General features: G+C 67.1%; 23 protein-coding genes. 13 read left to right on the top strand and 10 right to left on the bottom strand.

The genetic code is table 11. The features are described 5' to 3' along the window. Positions 1-24: 24 nt before the first annotated feature. The 6 genes from K254_RS0119890 to K254_RS0119865 all read left to right on the top strand — a co-directional run bounded on the left by K254_RS0119890 (position 25) and on the right by K254_RS0119865 (position 7,337). Positions 25-954 carry a dihydrodipicolinate synthase family protein gene (locus tag K254_RS0119890; protein WP_026556822.1) on the top strand — a complete coding sequence of 310 codons (930 nt, stop codon included), beginning with the start codon at positions 25-27 and terminating at the stop codon, positions 952-954. A gap of 231 nt (positions 955-1,185) precedes the next feature. After that, complete coding sequence (locus K254_RS0119885; RefSeq protein ID WP_026556821.1) at positions 1,186-2,115, top strand: ROK family protein; 930 nt, start codon at positions 1,186-1,188, stop codon at positions 2,113-2,115. Positions 2,116-2,162: 47 nt separating this feature from the next. Beyond that, positions 2,163-2,849, top strand: coding sequence for an N-acetylmannosamine-6-phosphate 2-epimerase (locus tag K254_RS0119880; RefSeq protein ID WP_026556820.1), 687 nt, complete (start codon positions 2,163-2,165; stop codon positions 2,847-2,849). An 81-nt stretch (positions 2,850-2,930) separates the two neighbouring features. Continuing rightward, a complete protein-coding gene (locus tag K254_RS24400; protein ID WP_081710279.1) occupies positions 2,931-4,439 on the top strand; it encodes an FAD-dependent oxidoreductase in 1,509 nt (502 codons plus the stop codon). 136 nt (positions 4,440-4,575) lie between these two features. After that, positions 4,576-5,301: an ABC transporter ATP-binding protein gene (locus tag K254_RS0119870; RefSeq protein ID WP_231391923.1), complete on the top strand. Its 726-nt coding sequence runs from the start codon at positions 4,576-4,578 to the stop codon at positions 5,299-5,301. Beyond that, positions 5,301-7,337: a YhgE/Pip family protein gene (locus tag K254_RS0119865; RefSeq protein WP_026556818.1), complete on the top strand. Its 2,037-nt coding sequence runs from the start codon at positions 5,301-5,303 to the stop codon at positions 7,335-7,337. The genes K254_RS0119870 and K254_RS0119865 overlap by 1 nt, the downstream gene beginning before the upstream one ends. Here K254_RS0119865 and K254_RS0119860 read toward each other — a convergent pair. Further along, positions 7,334-7,855 carry a SixA phosphatase family protein gene (locus K254_RS0119860; RefSeq protein ID WP_026556817.1) on the bottom strand — a complete coding sequence of 174 codons (522 nt, stop codon included), beginning with the start codon at positions 7,853-7,855 and terminating at the stop codon, positions 7,334-7,336. The genes K254_RS0119865 and K254_RS0119860 overlap by 4 nt on opposite strands. A gap of 120 nt (positions 7,856-7,975) precedes the next feature. Continuing rightward, positions 7,976-8,833 carry a winged helix-turn-helix domain-containing protein gene (locus K254_RS0119855; protein ID WP_026556816.1) on the bottom strand — a complete coding sequence of 286 codons (858 nt, stop codon included), beginning with the start codon at positions 8,831-8,833 and terminating at the stop codon, positions 7,976-7,978. Positions 8,834-9,461: 628 nt separating this feature from the next. On the opposite strand from K254_RS0119855, the gene K254_RS0119850 reads away from it, so the two are divergent. The 7 genes from K254_RS0119850 (at position 9,462) to K254_RS24395 (ending at position 15,308) form a co-directional block, all read left to right on the top strand. Beyond that, complete coding sequence (locus K254_RS0119850; protein WP_026556815.1) at positions 9,462-10,202, top strand: response regulator transcription factor; 741 nt, start codon at positions 9,462-9,464, stop codon at positions 10,200-10,202. Next, complete coding sequence (locus K254_RS0119845; RefSeq protein ID WP_331271242.1) at positions 10,199-11,701, top strand: sensor histidine kinase; 1,503 nt, start codon at positions 10,199-10,201, stop codon at positions 11,699-11,701. The genes K254_RS0119850 and K254_RS0119845 overlap by 4 nt, the downstream gene beginning before the upstream one ends. Positions 11,702-11,849: 148 nt before the next feature. Beyond that, the gene (locus tag K254_RS0119840) at positions 11,850-12,173 is read left to right on the top strand and encodes a heavy-metal-associated domain-containing protein (protein ID WP_051389431.1); all 324 of its coding nucleotides are present in this window, start codon (positions 11,850-11,852) and stop codon (positions 12,171-12,173) included. A 10-nt stretch (positions 12,174-12,183) separates the two neighbouring features. Next, complete coding sequence (locus K254_RS0119835; RefSeq protein WP_026556812.1) at positions 12,184-12,624, top strand: DUF6153 family protein; 441 nt, start codon at positions 12,184-12,186, stop codon at positions 12,622-12,624. A 95-nt stretch (positions 12,625-12,719) separates the two neighbouring features. Beyond that, complete coding sequence (locus tag K254_RS0119830) at positions 12,720-13,340, top strand: DUF305 domain-containing protein (RefSeq protein ID WP_026556811.1); 621 nt, start codon at positions 12,720-12,722, stop codon at positions 13,338-13,340. A 190-nt stretch (positions 13,341-13,530) separates the two neighbouring features. Next, positions 13,531-14,940: an MFS transporter gene (locus K254_RS0119825; protein ID WP_196811018.1), complete on the top strand. Its 1,410-nt coding sequence runs from the start codon at positions 13,531-13,533 to the stop codon at positions 14,938-14,940. A gap of 50 nt (positions 14,941-14,990) precedes the next feature. Beyond that, positions 14,991-15,308, top strand: coding sequence for an EthD family reductase (locus K254_RS24395; protein ID WP_035750400.1), 318 nt, complete (start codon positions 14,991-14,993; stop codon positions 15,306-15,308). A 104-nt stretch (positions 15,309-15,412) separates the two neighbouring features. Here K254_RS24395 and K254_RS24390 read toward each other — a convergent pair whose 3' ends face one another. The 8 genes from K254_RS24390 to K254_RS25505 form a co-directional block, all read right to left on the bottom strand. Then, positions 15,413-16,213, bottom strand: coding sequence for a GntR family transcriptional regulator (locus K254_RS24390; RefSeq protein WP_051389429.1), 801 nt, complete (start codon positions 16,211-16,213; stop codon positions 15,413-15,415). 201 nt (positions 16,214-16,414) lie between these two features. After that, complete coding sequence (locus K254_RS0119810; protein WP_051389428.1) at positions 16,415-17,224, bottom strand: SDR family NAD(P)-dependent oxidoreductase; 810 nt, start codon at positions 17,222-17,224, stop codon at positions 16,415-16,417. Between the two features lie 10 nt (positions 17,225-17,234). Then, entirely contained in the window at positions 17,235-18,707 is a 1,473-nt protein-coding gene (locus tag K254_RS24385; RefSeq protein WP_196811017.1) for a pyruvate carboxylase subunit B, read from the bottom strand. 16 nt (positions 18,708-18,723) lie between these two features. After that, on the bottom strand, positions 18,724-20,106 hold the full coding sequence (locus K254_RS24380; protein WP_035750398.1) for an acetyl-CoA carboxylase biotin carboxylase subunit: 1,383 nt from the start codon (positions 20,104-20,106) through the stop codon (positions 18,724-18,726). Further along, positions 20,106-20,654 carry an acetyl-CoA carboxylase biotin carboxyl carrier protein gene (locus K254_RS0119795; RefSeq protein WP_051389426.1) on the bottom strand — a complete coding sequence of 183 codons (549 nt, stop codon included), beginning with the start codon at positions 20,652-20,654 and terminating at the stop codon, positions 20,106-20,108. Before K254_RS0119795 ends, K254_RS24380 begins: the two co-directional genes overlap by 1 nt. Before the next feature lie 50 nt (positions 20,655-20,704). Further along, a complete protein-coding gene (locus K254_RS0119790) occupies positions 20,705-22,780 on the bottom strand; it encodes an acetate--CoA ligase family protein (protein WP_081710275.1) in 2,076 nt (691 codons plus the stop codon). Positions 22,781-22,811: 31 nt separating this feature from the next. Continuing rightward, positions 22,812-23,945: an acetyl-CoA acetyltransferase gene (locus tag K254_RS0119785; protein WP_026556806.1), complete on the bottom strand. Its 1,134-nt coding sequence runs from the start codon at positions 23,943-23,945 to the stop codon at positions 22,812-22,814. Beyond that, positions 23,942-24,328, bottom strand: coding sequence for a Zn-ribbon domain-containing OB-fold protein (locus K254_RS25505; RefSeq protein WP_081710274.1), 387 nt, complete (start codon positions 24,326-24,328; stop codon positions 23,942-23,944). The genes K254_RS0119785 and K254_RS25505 overlap by 4 nt, the downstream gene beginning before the upstream one ends. Positions 24,329-24,330: the final 2 nt, after the last annotated feature.

Here is a 24,330-nt window from a genome sequence, read left to right as displayed (position 1 = left end):
ACAATCAATATTTTGGAGAACACTGTGACAACCGTCGCTTCCCGTTTCCAGGGCGTCATCCCGCCCGTCGTCACCCCCCGCACCGCCGAAGGCGCCATCGACGTTCCGTCGCTGGAGAACGTCACCAAGCACCTCCTCGAGGGCGGCGTCAGCGGCCTGTTCGTGCTGGGCTCCTCTTCCGAGGTCACCCACATGACCAACGCCGAGCGCGACCTGGTCCTGACCACCATCGCCGGCGTCAACGCCGGCCAGGTCCCGGTCATCGCCGGCGCCGTGGAGCAGACCACCAACCGCGTCATCGAGGAAGCCCAGCGCGTCATCTCCCTCGGTGCCGACGCCATCGTGGCCACCAGCCTGTACTACGCCATCTCCAACGCCCAGGAGAACGGCACGCACTTCCGTTCCATCGCCGCAGCCGTCGACGTCCCCGTCTTCGCCTACGACGTTCCGGTGCGCACCCACTTCAAGCTGCCCACCGACCTGCTGGTTGAGCTGGGCCGCGAGGGTGTCATTGCCGGTGTGAAGGATTCCTCGGGCGATGACGTCTCCTTCCGCCAGCTGCTGCTGGCCGCCCGCGACATCCCCAACTTCGACATCTTCACCGGCCACGAAGTGGTTGTCGACGGCGCCCTGCTGGGCGGCGCACAGGGTGTTGTTCCGGGTCTGGGCAACGTTGACCCGGCCGCCTACCGCCGCCTCTACGACGCCGCTGTTGCCGGCGAGTGGGCCAAGGCCGCCGCCGAGCAGGACCGCATTGCTGACGTCTTCGAGATCGTCTACACCCCCAAGGCTGGCCGCATGTCCGGCAATGCCGCGGGCCTGGGCGCCTTCAAGACCGCGCTGCAGCTGATGGGGATCATCAAGACGAACGTGATGAGCGCTCCGATGCTGTCCCTGGATGAGGATGAGACCGCTGCGGTCAAGGTCATCCTGGCGCGCAACGGCCTGATCTAAGGCTCTTTCCTGGGTGGCGGTGCCTGCGCACCGTTTTGCCGTCGCTTAGACACGTCCGGTGTGTCGCTTGCTCGCAGAGCTCGCGGCGCGCCACACGCGTCCGCGATGCGCGCCTACGCAAAACGGCGCCTCCGGCACCGCCACCGGGGATGGAATCTTAGGTTTGACCCTCGGACTTCATTCATTGCTTTTTTTGATTTTCTTTACCGCAACTCTCTTTCGAGGAATGGCATGCAGTACGTAATTGGCGTTGATTTGGGTGGGACGAAGACTGCGGCGGGGGTGGTTGGGGCTGATGGATCCGTGTTGTTCATGGACCAGACGCCGACGCGCAACCGCGACGGCGGGGAGGCCATCCTGGATGCTACGGCGGCGCTGGTTGCCTCACTGCGCGGCCGCGCGGCGGCCGAGGGCATTGAGGTTTCGGCCATCGGGATGGGCTCGGCGGGCGTGATTGACGCGGCGGCCGGGACTGTCATCTCCGCCACCGACGCGATTCTGGGCTGGAGCGGCACTGACATCCGCACGGGGCTGGGCGCACGCACCGGTCTTCAGGTCTCGGTGGTCAACGATGTCCACGCCCATGCCCTCGGCGAAGCGTGGCTGGGCGCTGCGGCGGGCACCGACTCCTCGTTGATGGTGGCCTTCGGCACCGGCGTCGGCGGCAGCTTTGTTGTCAACGGCCACCCGCTGCTGGGCCACCGCTTTGTGGGCGGCCATGTGGGCCACTTCGCCTCCCCCTACGCCTACCACGACGGCACCGCACTGGACTGCTCCTGCGGCCACGTGGGGCATGTGGAGGCCATCGCCTCCGGGCCGGCCATCCACGCCAGCTACCTGCGCTTTGGCGGCTCGGCGGAGGTCCCCGACACCCGCGCCGTCTTCGATCTGGCCCGCACCGGCGATGCCACGGCACTGAAGGCCATTGGCACCGGTGCCGGCGCCGCGGGCCAGGCCGTGGGCGGCATGGTGAACATCCTCGATCCCGAGGTAGTGGTGGTCTCCGGCGGACTGGCCGATGCCGGCGAGCTCTGGTGGGGCGCCATGGAGCGCGCCCTGCGCCAGGAACTGCTGGCCCCGTTGGCCGACGTCCCGGTGCTGCGCGCCACGCTGGGCAACACCGCAGCCATTGCCGGCGCGGCCAGCCTCGTCCTGAACTAACGTCCCACCACCTTCCGCCTCCCAGACCATCCCACCCAGGAGCCACCATGACCTTGAAACTCACCAACCTTGATGCGCTGGCCGGTGCGCTGATCGTTTCCGCCCAGGCGTACCCGGGCGAGCCGATGCGCGACCCGCGCACCACAGCACAGGTTGCCGCCTCCGCCGTCATCGGCGGCGCCGCCGGCATCCGGGTGCAGGGCATCGCTGACATCCAGTTCACCCGTGCCGCCGTGGAGGTGCCGGTGATCGGCCTCTGGAAGGATGGCCACGACGGCGTCTTCATCACCCCCACGCTGCGCCATGCGCTCTCCTGCGCCAATGCCGGCGCCCACATCGTGGCCATCGACGGCACCCGCCGCCCGCGCCCGGACGGACTGACGCTGAAAGAGACCATCACCGGCATCCACGAGGGTTCCAACGCGCTGGTCATGGCGGACTGCGGCTCCTTCGAGGACGCCGTCGCCGCCGTTGAGGCCGGCGCCGACATCATCGGCACCACCCTCGCCGGCTACTCGGGCGAGCGGGAGAAGACCCACGGCCCGGATCTGGAACTGCTGGCCGCCATCGCCGCCGCGGACCTGGGCCGCCCGCTCATTGCCGAGGGCCGCATCCACACCCCCGCCCAGGCGCGCGCCGCCATGGACGCCGGAGCCTTCGCCGTCGTTGTCGGCACCGCCATCACCCACCCGGCCTCCATCACTGGCTGGTTCAAGGACGCCATCACCGCCTAGCCGCGGAACTTGCCTTTGATCAGGGGCGGGGCACCACTACGGTGCCTCGCCCCGCGTCGTTAATAGTCGTATGCTCCATTCATGGCTGAGCCAGTGGCGGTTGACGTAGTGGTGGTGGGTGCCGGCACGGCCGGCCTTGCGGCATGCCGGACGCTGGCCGCCGCGGGGCTCTCGGTGGCGGTGGTGGAGGCCGAGCTGGCCGGCGGTGCTGCGGCCTATTGGGCCGATATACCCCTCGATGCCCTCCGGCTTCCCGGGGAGGTGCTGCTGGCGGCCCAATCCGTCCCCGGCGCCCAGGACGCCGTGACCACCACATTGGACGCCGCAGCCACCCTGCAGTGGCGCAACTCTCTGGTGCACCACTGGCAGGACGACGCCGCTGCCGCCACACTCGAACGCGCCGGCGTGCAGCTGCTGCGCGGGCGGGCCCGGATCACCGGCCCCCGGCAGGTGTCGGTGGCAAGGCTCGACGGCGGCACCGAGGTGGCCGAGGCCGCCCTGGCCGTGGTGCTGGCCACCGGCTCGGCGCCTGAACCTGTCGGGGAGGAACTCCACTCCGCGGGCGCCGCCTGCTGGGGAACGCGCGAGGCGCTCAGCGCCGCCACCGTGCCACACCGCCTGGTGGTGGCCGGCGGCGGGCCCCTCGCAGCGGCCATCGCCCAGGCGTATGCCCGGCTTGGCTCCCGGGTGGTGCTCGCGGCGCCCGATGGTCTGCTGCCCGGATGGCCCGCACCGGCCGTCGAGCTGGCCGCGGCCTCGATGCGTGCCGATGGGATCCAGCTGTGGCGCACCACCGGCGCCACGAAGGCCACGGCCGGCGGCGGCTCCCTCGTGGTGGAACTGGCCAACGGCCACACCGTCGATTGCGACGCACTGCTGGTGGACACCCCGCGCCGCCCCCTGCTGGCGGGGCTGGGGCTGGAATCCTTGGAGATACCCTCTGGTCCCGGCAGCCCCGGCGGCCTGCGCCTGGACGCACTGCGCCTGGACGCCCACGGCCTCGTGCAGGGCACGGACTGGCTGTACCTCGCCGGCGACGCGGCCGGCGCAGGATTGCGCAGCGCGGGATCCGGCAGCACAGCACCCGGCGCAGCCGGAAGCAACACATCCGGAAGCAACACAGCCGGATCCAGTACGGCCGGATCCAACACAGCCGCATTCAGCAGCACGGCCGCCGCGGACCAGGGCCGCCGGGCCGCCGCATCAATCCTGGCGGCGGCCGGCGTGGAGGACGGACGGGCCTCCCCCGCCCGGGGCGCCGCAGGGCCGGCCCTGGCACCCCGGATGGTCTACACCGATCCCTTGATTGCCGCCGTCGGCCCTTCGCTGGAGCAGGCCCGGCACCAGGGCCTGGACCCGACGGTCCTGCTCAACCGGGTCTCCTCCGCGGACGCCACCCCGGCCCGGAGGGCAGGTGGGCACGCCGATGTCTTCAGCCAGCTGCTGGTCGACCCGGACACTTCCCGGCTGCTGGGTGCCACCTTCGCCGGCCCCGATGCGGCCGCACTGGCCCAGCTGGCCGCCCTCGCCATCACGGCAAGACTCCCGGCCGGCGCCCTGCTGGGGGCCGCACCACCGCCCGGGGACTGAACCGGGGGCTCGGGTTCGTTTGATACGTTGGCATGACCCCCCGCCCCGACAGAAAGAAGATCCTGTGCTGTCAGCCGTCCAAATCCACGTCAACGGAAGACATCACAATCTTCTACCGGCCACCACATTTTCAGCGGTGCGTGGCAAATTGCTGCTGGTCCAGGCGGACGGCCAGGACCGCCGGACGGCGTTGGCCCTCGCGCTCACCGGACGGATGAAACCGACCTCCGGGAGCGTCGCCCTTGGCCACGACGACAGCATCGCCAGGCTGCGCCGGCACAGCGCCGTTCTCGATTCCCCCGACGTCAATGAACCCGAGCGGCATCTGACGGTGCGCAGCCTGGTGGCCGAGGATCTGGCCCTGGTGCCGCGCAAGTTCCGCGACAGGACCAAACCGACTGCATGGCTGGTCCGCCAGGGGCACACGGAGATTTTGGACAAATGGGTGGAGGAGCTGGAATCCGGCGCCTTGCTGGCGCTGCTGGCCGAGCTGGCCCTGGCGAATCCCGAGGTCGACGTGCTGGTGGTCGATTCCCCGGACCGCCACACCTCCGATGAGGGCCAGTGGCTGCCCTACCTCCAGGGCCTTGCCGCCGGCGCGGAGCGGGACCTGGCGGTCATCGCCGTCGTCGGCCGCATCCCCGACGGGTGGGAGGGCGATGCCGCCTACGTCGGCGCGGAGCAGGAGCCCAGCGTGCCCGAACCGGCACCGGCCCCGGCTGCGGAACCCGAACCGGAACCGGCCGCAGATCCGGCACCGCCAACGGCCGCCATCCCGGCCGTTGAACCTGCCTTGGAACCGGCCGTTGAACCAGCCTCCACACCTGGTGCAGACCGGTCCGATGAAGAGGAGTCCCACTGATGACGGTGCTGCGGCTGGCAATGTCCGAACTCAAGCGCATGACAGGCGGGCTGCTGCCCAAGCTGACCATCGTCGCGCTCACCATGGTTCCGCTGCTCTACGGGGCCGTCTACCTCTATGCGAACTGGGACCCCTACTCCAACCTCGACCAGCTCAAGGCCGCGATTGTGGTCCAGGACCAGGGCGCCACCACCTCCGACGGCAAGCGCCTGGACGTCGGCCAAGAGGTGGCCAAGAACCTCATCGATGGGCACAAGTTCGACTGGACCACTGTGGATTCGCCCGAGGCGGCCAACCACGGCGTAGAATCCGGCGAGTACGCCTTCGCACTGGTGATCCCCTCCAATTTCTCGGCCAATCTGGCCTCTCCGGAGGACTTTGACTCGGCCCAACAGGCCATCCTCAGCGTCACCACCAACGACGCCAACAACTATCTGCTGACCAACATCGTGGACAAGGTGACCACCCAGGTCCACGCCTCGGTGGCCCAGCAGGTGGGTGAGCAGACGGCCGATGCCCTGCTCTCCGGCTACGGAACCATCCACGGCAAGCTCGTCCAGGCCGCTGACGGTGCGCAGCAACTGGCCGACGGCGCCGCGAAGCTCAAGGATGGGGCCGCCACCCTCCACCAGGGCACCGGGGACCTGGCCACCGGCGCCGACAAACTGGTGGCCGGCCAGGTACAGCTCACCACCGGCGCACACCAACTTTCCGACGGCGCGGCCACCCTCAACTCCGGGCTGGGCGAGCTCAAGAGCAAGACATCGACTTTGCCGGCGGACACCCAAGCCCTGGCCACTGGCGCCGCGCAGGTGGCGGCCGGCAACGCCGCCCTCAACGCCAAGGTGCAGAACACCGTCGGCACCCTCTCGGACATTGACGCCGCGGCTGCCAGTGCCGTCACCGCCAAGCTCAACCAGATGCTGGCCGACGGCGTCCTGACGCCGGCGCAGCACAGTGAGATTTCCGCGGCCGTGGCCAATCTTGGCACCAGCGCCCCCGTCCAGGAGCTGAAGAACAAACTGGCCACCGACGCGGGAGACATCGCGAAACTGGCTGGCGGGGCGCAGCAGGTTTCCGACGGCGCGGCCACGCTGGCCGGGGCCACACCCGCATTGACCGGTGCCATCGGCCAAGCCAGCGCAGGGGCTGCATCACTGGCGGATGGGGCGGCCACATTGGCTGCCGGCCAGGACACGGCTCTGGACGGCGCCAACCAGCTGGCGGCCGGGGCGCACAAGCTCGACGCCGGCGCAGGCGACCTCAGCAACGGCGCCGGCGCACTCTCCGACGGCGCGGCGGAGCTTGCCAGCCAGCTCGGCGCCGGGGCTTCCTCGGTCCCCAACCCCAACGATGCGCAGAAGAACATCGCGTCATCCGTCATTGCCAGCCCCATCAAGGTCAGCAACACCTCCCTGGCCACCGCCGCCAACTACGGCTCCGGGCTCGCCCCGTTCTTCCTGGTGCTGGCTCTGTGGATCGGCGCGTTCATGCTGGTCCAGGCCATGCGGCCGCTGACCACCCGCGCTCTGGCCTCCAACGCCCCCTCATGGAAGATCGCCGTCGGCGGCTGGCTGCCGTTCCTGGTGGTCTCCGTCGGCCAGGCACTGCTCTTGTACGCCGTCGTCCACTTCGGTCTGGGGCTGGAACCGGCGCATCCGTGGCTGACACTGGGCCTGCTGCTGCTGGCGGCCATGGCCTTCACGGCCCTGATCCAGGGCATCGTGGCGCTGATGGGCACCCCGGGCAAGTTTGTGGTGCTGATCCTGCTGGTGCTCCAGCTGGTCTCCTCCGGTGGCACCTTCCCCTGGCAGACCACCCCGGAGCCGCTGCACATCATGCACCAGATCCTGCCCATGGGGCATGTGGTGGAGGGCATGCGGCATCTGATCTACGGCGCCGACCTGGCCACACTGGTCCCCATCGTGTTCGGGCTGCTGGGCTACACGCTGGTGGGGCTGGCGCTGTCGCTGCTGGCCGTGAACAAGCACAAGTTCTGGACGCTGAAGCGGCTCCAGCCGGAGATCGAGGTCTAGCGCGGAATGTGGAAGTGGACGGCCCGGGCATCCTGGCCGTCCAGTTCCGCCCAATCCTTGGTGTGCTCGAAGACCGAGAACGCGCTGGTGGGGTAGTTCGAGGCCAGCCCCATGTAGGCGGATTCATCCGAATCCCGCGAGGCCAGCCGCAGCGCCAGATCCTGGATGCCGGGCAGGTGGCTGATGACCATGAGTGTGCGGACCGTGTCCGGCACGTGGTTGATCACCGAGAGCATGGTGGTGGCGCTGGTGGCGTAGAGCCGCTCCTCCAGCTTGGGGGTGGGTGCCTTGTCCCCCAGCTGCTGGCAGACCCAGGTGCAGGTCTGCCGTGTGCGCAGGGCCGAGGAACACAGGATGAAGTCGGGGACGATCCCGTTCTCCAGCAGCCACTTGCCGGCCAGCGGGGCCTCGTTGTGGCCGCGCTGGGCCAGCGGGCGGTCATGGTCGCCAACGCCCAGCGGGTAGGCCGCCTTGGCATGGCGCATCAGGATCAGCCGCTTCACATGGTGTTCACTCATAGGCCCAGTTTAGTGAGCCGCGGCCCGCATGGGTCCCGGCATGCACAAGGCCCGCCGCGGGGTTCCCGCGGCGGGCCTTGTGCAGCTGTGGTTGTACAGCGGAAGGAGCGTGTTTGAAGCCTAGATGGAGTATTCCGGAGCGGCCCAGACAACAACTTCGGGGTGTTCGTAGAAGCGGTAGCCCTCGCCGCGCACGGTGCGCACGGTGTTGGCCAGGCGCCCCAGCTTGGAGCGGAGGCGGCGGATGTGGACGTCGATGGTGCGCTCGTTGGGCACCTCGTCGGCGTTGCTCCACAGGCCCTCGAGCAGCTCGTCGCGGCCCACGGTGCGGGTGCCGTTCTCGACGAGGTAGTTGAGCAGTTCGAATTCCTTGAACGTGAGGTTCAGCGTTTCGCCGTCGAGGTGGACCTCGCGGCGGGCCAGGTCGATCAGGACGCCGGACGGGCGGGGCTCCTGGGCAGCGGCCAGACGGGCCGATTCCTGGCGCTGGCGGGCGGCCACCGTGGGATCTCCGAAGGTGGAGCGGACCACGTCAAGCGGGGAACCGGGGGTGTCGGCGGGGGCAATGGCGACGGCGGCGTAGCTCTGGGCCTGCGGCACCAGGGACTGTGCGTAGGCGCGGATGTCCTGGGCCAGCTTGGCCAGCGAGGTGCCGGCTGCGGCCGCGGTGTCTTCATCCACACCCACGTAGAGCACGAAGCCGCGGGCCACATTGTCCTGGCTGACGCTGCGGAGAACATCCGGACCGGCCACTATGGGGGTGGGCGCCGTCATGGGGGCCGCCTGGGCCGGAGCGACGCTGCGCAGGTGGCCGTGGCCGGCACCGCTGTCGAGGTCGTGTCCGAAGCCTCGGGGGGCGGCGGTGGGGGCAAAGGACGGGCGCGGCGCGAAGGGCTGGCGGGTTGCGCCGGAAGCCAGTGCAGCTGCCTTGTTGGCATTGCGAACAGAGATGTGGACGTATCCGGATGCTACAGACATTAGAACTACCTAAGGGTGAATGACCGTTGTCACGGCGCGAATGTAACTTCGTGTTCTGGTTGTCAGAACTGGATGCCCGTTGCCGGGCTGGCCAGAGGGGCCGAAACAGCTAGCTCGAGGGGTGTGAGTTAGGGCTGCATTCGACAACAGCACACGAATGATCCGCCGGTCTTGCCCGGCCGGATCGCTGCGACTGCAGATGCCATTGCGTTGGTGTTCACACCTTGAGTTTCTACGTAACAATGCGAACTCGCAAGTAATAAAGCCCCAAAGGGTCCATATTGTGAGACGTTTGGGCAAAGTGTGATGAAGCTTACATAGCCATCTCCGCCTCGCTGCGGCGCCAGATTTGCCACTTCCCCGAACCTTTTCTCCAAATACACATATTTTGGCTGAAATTGTTCGACGCAATGCATCTTTTTTCCAGAATTATTCGACAGTGGCGTCCACCACGTGGGACATCCCACTGTTGGCGGGTTGCTAACGGTCAGGAAACACCCAGCTTCTCAGGTTAAGCGCTTGACGGTGGATTTGGGCACCTTCCGCCCTCCTTGCCTGCGCAGAAAGACACAGCCGGCTCCCAGCCAATTCCCAGCAGTCTGGGGCGCGCATCGCACAGAGTTGGAGCATGGCCGCTCCCCGCTCCTTCACCAGCAACCTCCCCGCACTGTCGCACCCGGATGGCTCCCCGATCCGGGCCCTGGTGGTCGACGACGAACCCAGCCTCGCCGACCTGCTCAGGATGGGCCTGTCCATGGCGGGCTGGCAGGTGGAGGTCGCCCACGATGCCCAGCAGGCGCTGAAGTCCGCCCGGGCGGCACGGCCCGACGTCCTGGTGCTCGACGTGATGCTCCCCGGCATCGACGGCTTTGAGCTGCTGTCCCGGATCCGCACCTTCCACCCGGACATCCCTGCCCTCTTCCTCACGGCCCGGGACGCCGTCGAGGACCGGGTCACGGGCCTGGCCTCCGGTGGGGACGACTACGTGACCAAACCCTTCAGCATGGAGGAGGTGCTGCTGCGGCTGCATCGGATTGTCCAGCGCGCGGGGGTGGCCGCCCCGGATTCCGCCCTGCTCACCGTGGGGGACCTGTCCCTGGACGGCGACACCCGCGAGGTGGTGCGCGGCGGGGAGGCGATAGCCCTCACCGCCACCCAGTTCGAGCTGCTGCGCTACCTGATGGAGAACCCGCGCCACGTGCTCAGCAAGTCCCAAATCCTGGACCGGGTCTGGAACTACGATTTTGGCGGCCAGGCGAACATCGTGGAGCTGTACATCTCCTACCTGCGCAAGAAGATCGACGTCGGCCGCGAACCGATGATCCACACCGTCCGCGGCGCCGGCTACGTTATCAAGCCGGCCCCGTGACCGCCGCCGAGATGGCACCGGCGGCACCGGCGCCCAGGCCGCGCTGGCGCAACCCGGGCGCGTGGCATCTGCGCACCACCTTCATCGCGGCCACCATGGTTCTGTTGGCCACCATCTGCACGGTGGTGGGCGCCGTCAGCTACACGGCCGTGAAGATCTCCCTCGATGGACAGGTGAACACGGCGTTGGCGGCTGCCGCGCACCGGGCCGCGGCCTTTGGCGGCCAGTCCGGCGGCATCTCCGTGCGGCCCAACCCCCTCGATGCCCGGGGCACGGGCGTGGGCACTTTGACCGCCCGGCTGTCCCCCACCGGGACAGTGCTCAGCGCCGGCATCCTCGCAGTGGGTTCCGGCCAGCCGCAGCTCACGTCCGCCGATGCGAAGATTCTGTCCGCCCTGGCGACTGACCCCGGTGCCGCGGCACGGGACGGCTTCGTGGACAAGGACCTCTCGATCGGCGAATACCGGCTGGCCGCCGTCCAGCTGTCTTCCGGCGACGTCATCGTGACGGGCCTGCCCCTGCTGGAGCAGAACAACACCCTGGCCGCGCTGGCCAGGACCATTGTGGTGGTTTCGGCCGCGGGCCTGCTGGCGCTGGGCCTGGTGGGGACGCTGATCATCCGCCGCACCCTGCGCCCGTTGGAGGAGCTCTCCGCCGTCGCCACCAAGGTGGCGGGCCTGCCATTGGATGCCGGCGAGGTGGCGCTGGCCGAGCGCGTGCCCGCCCGCGGTGCCAATCCGGACACCGAGGTGGGCAAAGTGGGCCATGCACTCAACGGCATGCTGGACAACGTGGCCAATGCCCTCACAGCCCGCCAGGCCAGCGAAACCCGCGTGCGCCGCTTTGTGGCCGATGCCAGCCATGAGCTGCGCACCCCCCTGACGGCCATTCGCGGCTATACGGAACTGATGCGCGCCGATGCGGAGCTGAGCGAGGACAGCGGCCGCTCGCTGGAGCGGGTGGAGCAGCACAGCGCGCGGATGGCGCAGTTGGTGGAGGATCTGCTGCTGCTTGCCCGCCTGGACGAGGGCCGGGCGCCGCAGTGGGCCGCGACGGACGTGACCGAGCTGGTCGTTGAGACGGTGGCCGACGCCGCCGTCGCGGCTCCGTCGCACCGCTGGGAGTTGGACCTGGGCGAGGAACCCATAGTGGCCACGGCGGACCCGGAACAGCTGCGGACGCTGCTGTTGAACCTGGTGGGAAACGCCCACAAGCACACGCCGCCGGGCACCACCGTGGCCGTCTCGCTGTCCACCGCCGACGACGGCATGGTGCTGCTGTCCGTGGCGGACAACGGCCCCGGCATCCCCGCTGCCTTCCAGAGCCAGGCCTTCGATCGGTTCGCCCAGGCCGATTCCGCCCGAACGCAGACGGCTCCGAGCACCGGATTGGGCCTGTCGATTGTACAGGCCATCGCGGCGGCGCACGGCGCCAGGGTCTCCCTGGCCAGCCGTCCCGGCTCCACCTGCTTCACCGTGGCGCTCCCCGCCCGGCCCTAGGACCGGCATCCGTCGCTTGCACAGAAATACCCCTAGGGGGTATATTTTGAGAGTTGTCAGTGAGTAGCCTGTCGCGGCCGGAGGGTTCCGGATCCGCCACTTCCGTTCAACCCACAACGCACACCTCCCCTCTTTCAAGGACATTGCCATGTGCGGAACCAACACCCCCGAAGAACTGACCCTCACGCCCGTCGGCGGCGCCTCCTGCGCCTGCTGCGCCACGGACTCCACAGCCACCGATTCCGTCGAAGCCCCCGCTGGCGGCGGCACACAGTTTGCCGTCTCCGGCCTGACCTGCGGCAGCTGCGTACGCAAGGTGGAGACGGCCGTGGCCGGGATCGACGGCGTCGAGTCCGCCGTCGTCGATCTGGTGGCCGGCGGCGCCTCGACGCTGACCGTTGCGGGAACTGCCAACGCCGACGCCGTCACGCGCGTTGTCGAGGCCGCCGGCTACAGCATCACCGCCCGCTAGGACCGCTTCCATGCTCCGTCCCCAGCCCGGGACCCGCGCCGGATCCTGGCTGTTTCGGCTCACCCTTGCCGCCTTCGTCCTGGCCATTGCCGGCGGAGTGTTGGGCATGCACGCGCTCAACGGCCTTCCGGCGCCCACAGCAGCGGGCGGGGTCCACACAGCAGCTGGCCACGCTGTGCCCGCAGTCCAGGCGGCGGCCGAACACGCTTCACGGGGTGACATCCCGCATGACGAAGATCCAGCGCCCGCCTGCGACTGCGCCTCCGGGTGCTCCACGGGGATGGCGATGGCCGGTGGCTGCATCCCTCTGGCGGGGGCTCCGGGCATCCACCTCTCCCCCGCTGCCTCCGGCGCTCCACAACCCCGCGCGGGCGCCGTCGGGCAAGCCAGTGGCTACAGCTACATTCCCGACAGCCCCACTTTGGACGAGCTCTCGATCAGCAGGACATAGGCCGCTGCCTTGCCCCGCCCACCGGCGGACCATCCTGACTGCGCCGCGCCTCCTGGCGCCCGCGCTTCCCGAGAACCCCAGAGAAGGACTGCACCATGAAAAAGCTTGTGACACTTTCCACCGCTGCCCTCGCCGCCACCATTGCCCTCGCGGGCTGCAGCGCCACCACCGACACCGGCTCCATGCCGGGCATGGACCACTCGACGCACGGCTCCGCGTCGTCCGCCGCTCCGTCGTCGACGACCGGCGGACAGCAGTCGGCTGGCCACAACGCGGCGGACACGATGTTTGCCCAGATGATGATCCCGCACCACGCGCAGGCCGTTCAAATGAGCGAGGCCATGCTGGCCAAGGGCGGACTCGATCCGCGGGTCCGCGGCCTCGCCCTGAAAATCAAGGACGCCCAGGCACCGGAAATTGAGACGCTGACCGGGTGGCTGGCCACCTGGGGCGAGCCCACGACCATGGGCGGCGGGCACACCATGAGCGGCATGCTGACCGAGGCGGAGCTGTCCGCGCTGGCCGCCGCCGAGGGCACCGAGGCATCGAAGCTGTTCCTTGCCCAGATGACCGCCCACCACGAGGGTGCCATCGAGATGGCCAGGACCGAGGTGGCCGCCGGCCTGAACGCCGACGCCGTCGCCCTCGCCACGGCGATCGCCAGCAGCCAGGACACCGAGATCAAGGACATGCAGCAGCTCCTGGCCGCACTCTAGGCGGACGCGGCGGAGCCCGGCGTCCCGGGTGCAGAGTCGCGCCCGGGACGCCGCCAGGCCCGCACTGTCAATGGGGCACCCTTGACAAGATACGTTTCATAACATTTCCTACTTAGGGAGATCTATTCGTCTTCGAAGCACTGATACGCCGATCCAGCCGCGCAGCGTTGCGCCAGGCACAAGGAGTCCTGTGGCACTTCGCAGTTCTGAAACACCCTTGCCGGGGAGCGGCCTCACAGCACCTCGTCCGCAGGAATCCTTCCGGCGCCGTTGGGTGATCGTCGGCCTGCTGTTCCTCTTCATCCTGATCAACTTCGGCGACAAGGCCGTCATCGGTCTGGCTGCAGGGCCCATCCGCGAAGAACTCGGACTCACTGCCACGGAGTTCGGCCTGCTGGCCAGTGCCTTCTACTTCCTCTTCAGCGTCGCAGCGCTCGGAGTCGGTTTCATCTCCAATCGAATGTCCTCCAAGTGGCTGCTGATCGTCCTGGCCGCCGTATGGACCATCGCCCTCGTTCCCGTCGCTGGCACCGTGAGCTTCACAGCTTTGATGATCAGCCGCATCGCACTGGGTGCTGGCGAAGGCCCCGCCTACCCCCTCGCCATCCACACTGCCCACCAGTGGTTCCCCAACAACCGCCGCAACATCCCCACGGCGCTCATCACGGCCGGTTCCACCATCGGCGTCGTTGTGGCCGGACCTGGCCTGACATGGATCATTACCCACTACAACTGGCACGTCGCCTTCGCCCTGCTGGGCGCCTGCAGCGCCGTCTGGGGCGTCGTCTGGCTATTCATCGGCAAGGAAGGCCCGCTCTCGTCACGCGCCAAGCCCGGCACCCCTGCCGTCGCCATTCCAACGGACTCTTCTGCCGCGGCGGCTGGCGGGACAGGGGCGGTCCGTGCGGCCGGCGCCACGAAGGCAGCGGTGCACGCCGCCGCCAAGCAGCTCAGGAAGGTGTCCTACTGGCAGCTGTTCCGCAGCGGCACCTTCCTCGGGGCGCTCTTCGTGTGCTTCTGCCACTATTGGTCCCTGGCCGTACTGGTGGCATGGGTACCGTCGTATCTGCACACAGTCATGGGCTTCAGCACCACAGAGGTGGGCACTATCATCGTGCTGCCGTGGCTGGTGGGTGCCGGCGGCCTGATGCTCCAAGCGGTGGCCTCGCAGTGGCTCATGGACCGCGGCGTCTCCAGCCGGCTTGCACGCGGAGTCTTCGGCGGTGCCGGCGTGGTTCTTTCCGGCATCGCCATCGCCACCCTGGCATGGGGCCCCCAAGGCATCATCGCCGTGGTTGCCCTGGTCATCGGCTTCGAATTCGGCCATATGATCCAGTCCGTGGCCATGGTGGTCCTGGCCGAGATCGTCCCCGACAGCCAGCGCGGCGCTGTCCAGGGCACGTTCCTGGCGCTGCTGACCTTCGGCGGCCTCGTGGGGCCCTACGTGACAGGCCTGATGATCGACGCCGCGGCCACTCCGGCCCAGGGATACCAGCACGCCTGGGGACTCCTCGCCGTTCTGCTCATCGTAAGTGGCACCATGGCCATGGTTCTCATCCGTCCAGAGAAGGCAATCCTCCGCCTGCAAAAGGCCCTCTAGTTCCACCATCGCCCGACGCCGCAATTCGACCCACTCTGAAAGGAACCACCATGGCAAAGATCGCCATCATCCTCTTCCGCAACGAGCAGACCCTCGCCGAACAGCACCGCTGGTGGCTGGAAGACCACGCCCCTCTGGCCAAGAAGATGCCCGGGCTGCTCAGCTACACGATCAACCTGGCCGACCTTGACGAGTACGGCAACGACCCGCAGATTGCCGGCACCGACTACCTGGAGTTCGCCGACTGGGATGCCGCGCAGGCCGCCTACGAATCCGCCGAGTGGCAGGCCGCCCGCGAGCACACGGCAGCCAGCGGCGCAAAGACCATCAGAACGTGGATCCGCGATACACAGAACATCGAGATCTAGCCCGGCGCAGGCAGCGCATCGGACTGCATCGCAATGGAAAGGCCCGATCCCGCCGGTGGCGGAATCGGGCCTTTCAAGCATGGCAGCGGCGGTGGGAACTACAGCTAGGGCTTGTCGGTGCTGAAGGTGTAGTCGTAGGTGGATGGGGCATCCGTTGCCACGTCAGCCCGGATTTCGAACCCTGCCGGGTGGAAGTGGGTGATGGTGCACTCCAGTGCTTCACCGCCTGGCCCGAAGGTGGTGCGTTCCAGACGGGGGATCAATTGGAAGGACCTGACATCCAGCAAGTCGACCAGCTCTTCGGGCGGGGGTTGAAGCGTGACCACGATCTCCGCATGGACGAGCTGGTGCTGCGTGCGGTCCTGGATCACCTGGTAGATGGGGTGCCGTTCGACGTCTGCCCGGCTGATGTACTTGCCAATGGAGGAGGGCAGATAGATTTCAGCAACTGCGTAGGGTTTGCCCTCGCTCAAATAGGAGCGCCGGACCATCAGGAAGGAGTTGTCGTCGGAGACGATCTGTGGCGGGACAGCTTCGCCGTCCTCGATCCACTTGAACTCGAGAAGGCTGACAACAGGGGTGATGCCTGCCGCGGTGAAAGACTCCACAAAGGGCGCCAGCCGGTTCAGCGACTGGATGGGCCGCTGAGAGGTGACAAAGGTGCCCTTGCCCTGGCGCCGGACCAGCAGCCCCTTCTCCACGAGCGTCTGGATTGCCTTGCGAACAGTGGTACGGCTGACGCCGTAGTCCTCGATCAGCTCTTCTTCGGTGTGGAAGCGCGAACCTGCATGCAGTTTGCTGACCTGCTCGGTCAGAACGTCCGCCATTTGTTGGTACACGGCGACAGGGCTGTCCCGCTGCAGTACCCCGGTTGCCGCGCCGGCGCTGTCGACTCGCCCGTTCATCACACGTCCTATCCAGCGCCGTCCGGCACCTGCTGTGACCTTCGAAGTAATGTTTCACTACATCTCGAGATGACTGATGCTAGCACGCAGGCAATGAGATAAGGTGCCGCAGCGTGGCTTCTCTTGAGATTCTTCCACCACGATGGGTGTGCCGGTTGCGGCGGCGTGCACGCGAAGGGCGTGCACGCCGCCGCGCAGCCGCTACTCGATGCGGGCGAGGCCGTCCGTGGCGGTCCAGCCGCCGTCGACGGCGATGTTGCTGGCGGTGACGAAGGCCCCGGCGTCGGAGGCAAGCAGGAGCACCGGCCCTACGAAGTCCTCCGGCTCGGCCCAGCGGCGCAGCATGGACCGGTTGGCCACGATGTCCACCCATTCCTGCTTGGAGCGGACATCCGCGGTCAGCGGCGTGGCCACGGGGCTCGGTGCAATGAGGTTGACTCTCACGCCCTGCGGGCCGAGCTCGACGGCGAGCGTCCGCATGAGCTGCACCAAAGCTGCCTTGGTGGCGGCGTACATGCCCGAACCCGGCTCCACCACGGAGGCGCGGATGCTCGAGAAGGTGATGATCGAGCCGCGGCCGCGCTCGGCCATCTTGGCTCCGAAGGCCCTGGCCAGCAGCAGGGTGTATTTGATGTTGAGGTCCATCTGGAGGTCGATCTCGTCCTCGGTGTGGTCCAGCAGGGTCTTGCGGACCAGGACGGCCGGCGTGATCACCAGGACGTCAACGTCCGGATGGGCGTCGACAAGGGCGTCGATGGCCGCGGTGGAGGTCATGTCGACGGGGATGCCGGTGCTGTCCAGGTCCTCCTCGCGCAGTGCGTTGACAGCAGCGTCGGTCAGTTCGGCATTGCGCTCGGCCACGATGAGGTCTGCACCGAACGTGGCCAGGCCGCGGGAGACGGCCAGGCCCAGGCCGCCACCGGCGCCGACCACGAGTGCTTTGCGGCCGTGGAGGTCAAAAAGGGAGCCCAGTGCGGGGCGGAGTGCTGTTGATGCGTTGTTGTTCGTCATGGTCTTTTCCTTACGTTGCGTCAAAGCTGAAGTGGACGGATTTCTGCGGGTTGGTCAGCCGGAAGTTGCTGATTCTCGTGTTGCGGTTGACGGAGTCGATGAGGTAGCTGAAGGCATCCTTCGGAGTACCCCGGTAGCCATTCCAGTCCTTGAGGTTCCAGTCGCGAAGGATCGGCTTGGAATAGAACAGGGCCAGCGTCAGGGCCTCGTTGGTCTCGAACGGGCCGTTTTCGGCCTTGAACTTCTCCACCATCGGTTCGAGCACTTCGCCCGGGCGCTTGGTGATGGCTGCCTCACCCTTGGTGACCTTGTCGCGGACATTCTCGTCCACGGGGCCGGGAGGGGTGCCGTAGTAGCCGAGCAGGTAGTTGCGGATTTCATCCGGAACCACCGAGTACCGGTCCGCGGTGACCACGTTGAGTACGGCGGTAATACCGACATACTGGGCCATGGGGCTGACCAGCAGCGGATAGCCGAGATCGGCGCGCACGCGGCTGACCTCGTCCAGGACTTCGGGAAGGCGGTGGACCATGCCCTGGTCGGTCAGCTGCTGGCGGAGGTTGCTGAGCATGCCGCCCGGGACCTGGTGCTTGAGCATTTCCGGGTCGTGCTTTGCCACGTGGCTGGTCGGCAAACCACGTTTGCGGGCCAGGAGGGTGAAGTAGTGTTCCATCTCCCTGATCGCCTGGCGGTCGACGTCGACAGTGAAGCCACGCTGCTCCAAGTTGTCCAACAAAAACTCATGCGAGGGATGCGAGGTCCCCCACGCCAGTGGCGGGACCGCCCCGTGGAAGACGTCCGGCGCGTCTTCGCCCAGTTCCATGGCAGCCTTGTGGACATCTGGCCCAGTGCCCGTGGAGGTGTGGCAGTGCAGCTGCAGCTTCTGGCCGGCCAGGACTGAGCGCATCTGCTTGAGCAGCATGCGGCCCCGGTCCGGGGTGAGCAATCCACTGGGGTCCTTGAGCGACACAGCGTCCACGCCCATGTCAACCAGTTCCTTGGTCTTCTCGATGAAGTGCTCGTCCGTGTGGTATGGACTCTCCGTGTAGGTGACGCTGCCGATAACGTACAACCCCAGCTGCTTGGAGACCTTGGCCGAGTACGCCAGGTTCCGCATGTCGTTCAGAGGGTCGAACAGCATGATCGAACCGATGCCGTTCTCGGCGAAGGTCCGGATGCTCAGTTCCGCGACGTCGTCGGGGTACTGGGTCCAGCGGAACACGCTCTGGCCTCGGGAGTTGAAGTTCAACAGCGTGTTCGGCATGAGCTTCTTGAGCAGGCGGATGCGCTCGAAAGGGTCTTCGCGCTGGTACATGATGGAGGTGTCCATCATCGCCCCGCCGGCAACGTCCACCACCTCGAACCCAGCCCGGTCCATGGTGGTGGCAATCGGGATGATTTCCTCTGTGGTCAGACGAGTCGCCCACAGGCACTGCACACCATCGCGGATGGTGATGTCTTCAATGCTTACTTTCTTAGACATGGTGAACTCCGTCTTTCTAGGTGGGCTGCAGTTGGCCGGAACGCTGGCCGAGCAGTTCGCCCTGCTTTTCCTCGACCCATTTGGTGTGGACTTCGTTGGCCGCATAGTCCTCGTGGCCCAGGATGGCCTTGAGGAACTCAATGTTGGTCTTCAGGCCACCGATGGTGGTCTCGTCCAAGGCCCGAAGCGCCCGCCTGATGGCATGGTTCCTGTCGACGTCGTGGACAATCAGTTTCGCGATCATCGAGTCGTAGAACGGGGAAACCTTCCAACCGGGCACGCAGTGCGTGTCCACGCGTATGCCCGGACCGCCGGGCAGCACCAGCTCGGTGATGAGCCCGGGGGACGGCATGAAGCCGTTGGCCGGGTCCTCCGCACAGATGCGCAGCTCAATTGCGTGGCCCCGCAGCGAGACTTCCTCCTGCGTGAAGGACAGCGTGTTTTCGGGGTCTGCCACCCAGAGCTGCTCGCGGACCAAATCGAAGCCGGACACCATTTCGGACACCGGGTGCTCAACCTGGATGCGGGTGTTCATCTCGATGAAGTGGTGCGAGCCGGTGTCCATGTCCACCACGAACTCCACCGTTCCTGCACCGACGTAGCCAAGCTGGGAGACGAGCTTGACGGCGTCGGCCTCGATCCGGTGCCGGGACTCCAGCGGGATGCTGGACGCGGGGCCTTCCTCGATGACCTTCTGGTAGCGGCGCTGGACGCTGCAGTCGCGGGTGCCGACGTGCTGGACGTTGCCACTGTGGTCGCCGATCACCTGGACCTCCACATGGCGGATCCGGGTGAGGAAGCGCTCACCGAAGATGACCGGGCTGCCGAACGCGGACAGGGATTCCGCCTGGGCGTCCTCAAAGTTGGCACGGACCTCCGACTCGTCGTGGAGGATGCGCATGCCGCGCCCTCCGCCGCCGGCAGCGGCCTTGATCAGGATCGGGTAGCCGCCGGTGCGGCCAAGTTCCACGAGGTCCTCGTACGTGGCCGGCTTGTCGCCGGTCCCCGGCACCACGGGGATTCCCGCGGCGGCTGCCAGACGGCGCCCATAGACCTTGTCGCCGAGTTCGTCGATCACTTCAGCCGATGGTCCGACGAAAATGAGGCCGTTCTCGGCGCACATCCGGGCGAAGCCGGCGTTTTCGGCCAGGAAGCCATATCCGGGATGGACCGCATCGCAGCCCGTGGAGATGGCGACCTGGACAATGGTTTCGGGCCTGAGGTAGCTCTCGCCCGGGCGCGGTGGGCCGATGCAGACGGCGCGGTCCGCCAGCTTGGCATGGAGGGAATCGCGGTCCGCCTCGGAGTACACGGCAACGCTTTCGATGCCGGACTCCTGGCAGGCCCGGATGATCCGGACCGCGATTTCGCCCCGGTTGGCAACGAGCACCCGCTTCATCAGGCAGCCCCACCGATTGCTTCGATGTAGAACAGCGCGCTGCCATGCTCCACCAGGGAATCGCTCTCGGCGCAGATGCGGCGGACAATGCCATCCACCGGGGATCCGATGCGGTTCATGAGCTTCATGACCTCCACAATGGCCAGGTCCTGGCCCTTGACAACAGTGTCCCCCACAGCGACGAACGGCTCGGCGGACGGGTTGGGCCTGGTGTAGAAGACGCCTGTCATTGGCGCCGGAATGGCGGTGAGGCCGCCAAGATCGTCGCCATCGGCGGCGGCGGAAGCTGCCGCGGCGGGGGCCGGTGCCGCGACTGCCGGTGCCGGGACTGCGGGTGCCGGAGGCGCTGCTTCGGGTGTTGCAGCAGCCACCGTCGCAGGGGCGGTGGCTGCTGCCGGCTGCGCTGCCGGGGAGCTGCTGCGGGTGGCGATCTCGAGCGTCACATCACCGACGGTGATCTTGACTTCGCCGTCACGCGGGGCGGCGTCAATGATCGCCAGGATGCTGTCCAGTTCCTGGAAAGTGAGGGTGGGGGCCTGTTCAGTCATTTTAGTTTCCACTTTCGTTCTCGTTCCTTCGGTCTTGGTGCCCGGCCGCGTCAGGCCTGGACGGCGAGGGCATCGACGGCGGTGACGTTGCCTGCGCTGATGATGACGGGGTTGATCTCCACTTCCTGGAGTGCGCCAGTGGAGTCGGACACGAGCCGCTGGAGGGCCACCATGACGCCCACCACCTTTTCGAGCTCGGCGCCGCTGGCCTTGGTCTCCTTTAGAACACGCAGCGACTCAAGACCGGCGAGGATTTCGGCAGGGGTGGCCGGTGTGGGAATGAGCACCCGGTCACTGACCGCTTCCACGTCAGAACCGCCCTGGCCGCAGAGGATGAATCCGCCCAGTGCTGCGTCGCGGATGTATCCGAGGATGAGTTCGGTGCCGGGTGCAGCCATGTTCTGGACCACCACGCCGCGGGACTCGATGGCGCCCAGCGTGGCGACGGCGTCGAAGATTTCCGTGGTGCCGTCCGCAACTTCGGCGGCATTCTTCAGGCGCAGCCGCACCCCGCCGGCCGCCACCTTGTGCGGGATGTCAGGGGATTGGATCTTGACGGCCACGGGGTAGCCAACGGCTTCGGCCGCGGCGGCGGCTTCCTCGGCAGTGGCTGCCAGCCGCTGGGCCGGGATGGTGACGCCATAGCCGGCGAGGGCGTTGAGGACATCGAACTCCACGGAGCGGGCCCATCCCCGCTTCTCCCCTTCGGCGGTGCCGGAGGCGGCTGCGGGGTCCAACAAACTGGGCAGGCCTGCCTGGGCGTTGGTGAAGGAGGTCATCGAGTCCATGGCCTTCAGGGCGCGCTCCGGGCTGCGGAAGACAGGGATGTTGGCGTTCTTCAGCAGCTTGAAGGCCTCCGCGTTCAAGCTGTCACGGGCGGCCCAGGAGACCACGATGGGCAGCTTGAGCGTTTCGGCCGCGACAACGATTGCCTCCGCAATCTGGACGCCGACGGCGCTGTGCACCGAGGCGACGCAGGCCAGGATTTGGTCCACGGCCGAGTTTTCCTGCAGCACCGAGACGACCCGTTCGAACAGATCCGGCTCGTTGAAGATCTGGGCCGTGACGTCGATCGGGTTGCGGGCCGTGGCGAAGGTGGGCAGCATCGCGGCGATCTTGCCGACGGTCTCCTCGCCAAGGTCGGCCAGGGACAGGTTTGCCGAGCCCTCTAGGTAGTCGGCTGCGACCACGCCTGCACCGCCGGAGACGGAGACGACACCGATGCGTCCGCCGGCCGGGCGGTAGCTTCTCTGGGCCAGACGGAGGACGTCCACCATGTCCGAGGTGTCGTTGACCTCCACCACGCCGTACTTGTCGAAGATGGCCCGGTAGCGGTCGATGTCGCCGGCGAGGCGGCCGGTGTGGGAGACGACGGCGGACATGCTGCTCGCATACTGGCCGGCCTTCCACACCAACAGGGGCTTGTCGGCGGCGAGGGCCGAGTAGGCGATGGACTTAAGTTGGGCATCGTCGCCAAGGCCCTCGACGTAGGCCACCATGGTGTTGATGTCCGGGTCGGTGAGGAAGTGTCCCAGCACGCCCTCGATGTCGATGTCCGCGGCGTTTCCGGTGTGGACAAAATAGCCGAAGTCGATGCCTTCCTCGTCGGCCACCGTCAACAGCGAACCGCCCACGCCACCGCTCTGGGTGACAAAGCCCACCGGACCGGCATTGAAGTTGTAGTCGAAGAACGCGCCGAAGCCAGCGTAGACGCTGGCACCCATGTTGATGAAGCCCACGTTGTTCGGGCCCAGAATGCTGACATTTGCCTGTGCTGCCACCTCGAGCAGCTGCTCCTGCAGGACGGCTCCGTCGCCACCTGCATCGGCGAAGCCGGAGCTGATGACCGCGGCGAAGGGGATTCCACGTTCTCCACACTCCGCGATCACGGCAGCCACACGTGGGGCCGCCACGGCGATGATCGCCAGGTCGATGCCCTCGGGCAGGGCCGACACGGAGGGGCTGCACGGGATGCCCTGGATGGTGTCGCGGTTGGGGTTGACGGGGAAGATCTCGCCCTTGAAGCCGTGGCTCTTGAGCTGTTTGATCGGCTTTCCGCCGATGGCGTCTTCGTTGGCCGATGCGCCGACCACGGCGATCCGCTGGGGTTTGAACAAACGATCCATGTGGGGTTTCTCCTACTAATTCTCTGGTGGCTCAGTTACTCAAGACGAGGGTGCAATGTGCCGACATCGTGCCGCCGATGCCGTGGGCAACGGCCCGGCGGGCGTTGGCCACCTGGCGGCCGCCGGCTTCGCCGCGCAGCTGCGCCATGGCTTCCAGCACTGTGTAGATGCCAAACATGCCGGGGTGTGAGAAGGACAATCCTCCGCCGCTGGTGTTGGTGGGCAGCGAGCCGCCTGGGTCGATGTTGCCCTCGGCGATGAATTTTCCGCCCTCGCCCTTGGGGCAGAAGCCGAGGTCCTCCAGCAGGAGAATGGTGTTAATGGTGAAGGCGTCGTACACCTGGGCGACGTCGATGTCGCCGGGGCCGATGCCTGCCATCTCAAAGGCCGCGCGGCCCGTCACGGAGGCGCCGGTCCTGACAAGGTCCTTCATGGCCATCACGCCTTCGTGGCCGCTGAACTCGGCTGAAGCGTTGATCTGCACAGCCTTGGTGTTCAGTTTCCGTGCCCGCTCGGCGGTGGTGACGACGACGGCGCCGGCACCGTCCGTGATGAGGCAGCAGTCGAGCTTGTGGAACGGTGACGACAGCTTGGGCGAGGCGACAATCTCTTCGTGCGTCAAAATGTCGCGGCGCTGCGCCGCGGGGTTCAGGGACCCCCAGCGGCTGGCCGCAACGGCCACGGAGCTGAGCTGTTCACGGGTGGTGCCGAACTCAGCCATGTGGCGCTGGGCCATCAGCGCGTAGGAAGAAATGGGGAACATCGGCGAGGCCAGCGACTCGACCGGTGGAACACTGGCTACGGCAGGCCGCGATCCACTGGCTTTCAGCGCGGTGCGCTGCGTGCTGCCGTAGACCACCAGGGCCACCTCGCACTTGCCGTCACGGATGGCGGCGATGGCGTGGTGGATGTGGGAGAGGTTGGAGGCACCGCCGTGGACAGTTGAATCGAGGTACCGGGGCTGGATGCCCAGATATTCAGACAGGGCCAGGGTGGGGAGCATGACCTGGGCGGTTGCGGTGAACACGCCGTCCACATCACCGGGGCGGAGCCCGGCGTCGGCGAGCGCCTTCAGCGCAGCGTCCGCCATGACATCCATGGTGTCCCGGTGGCCGGGGGCCCAGGTCTCCGCGATCCCCATGCCGGCCAATGCCACATCGGTCATTTTGTTCCACCTTCCACCATCAGGACAGGCACCAGCACGCCGTCCTCGTTCTCCGCAGTATCCAGCCGGACCCGCTGTCCCACCGCCACGTCCCCGGCGTCGATGCCCAGGACGCTGGCGTAGAACTTGCTGCCCTCCGTGATCATGTCCAGCTCGGCCAGGCCGATGATGATCGGCCCCTCCCTGGACTCCACCACGGTGTAGCTGTACAGGGTTCCTGTGGCGCCCGCCCCAGGAACCCACCCGGGTCCGGGGGTGCCGCACTCCGGGCACACGGCCCGGGGCGGCATGAAGACTGCCTGGCAACTCCCACACTGCGGCAGAACGGGCTCGCCCGCCGCTGCACGCTCCGCGAAGTGCCGGAAATGTGCGTTCGAATTCATGG

This window comes from Arthrobacter sp. 35W, from assembly GCF_000482545.1.
Lineage (GTDB): Bacteria > Actinomycetota > Actinomycetes > Actinomycetales > Micrococcaceae > Specibacter.
The sequence above is the reverse complement of the archived record's forward strand: the minus strand, read 5'-3'. Positions and strand labels throughout refer to the sequence as shown.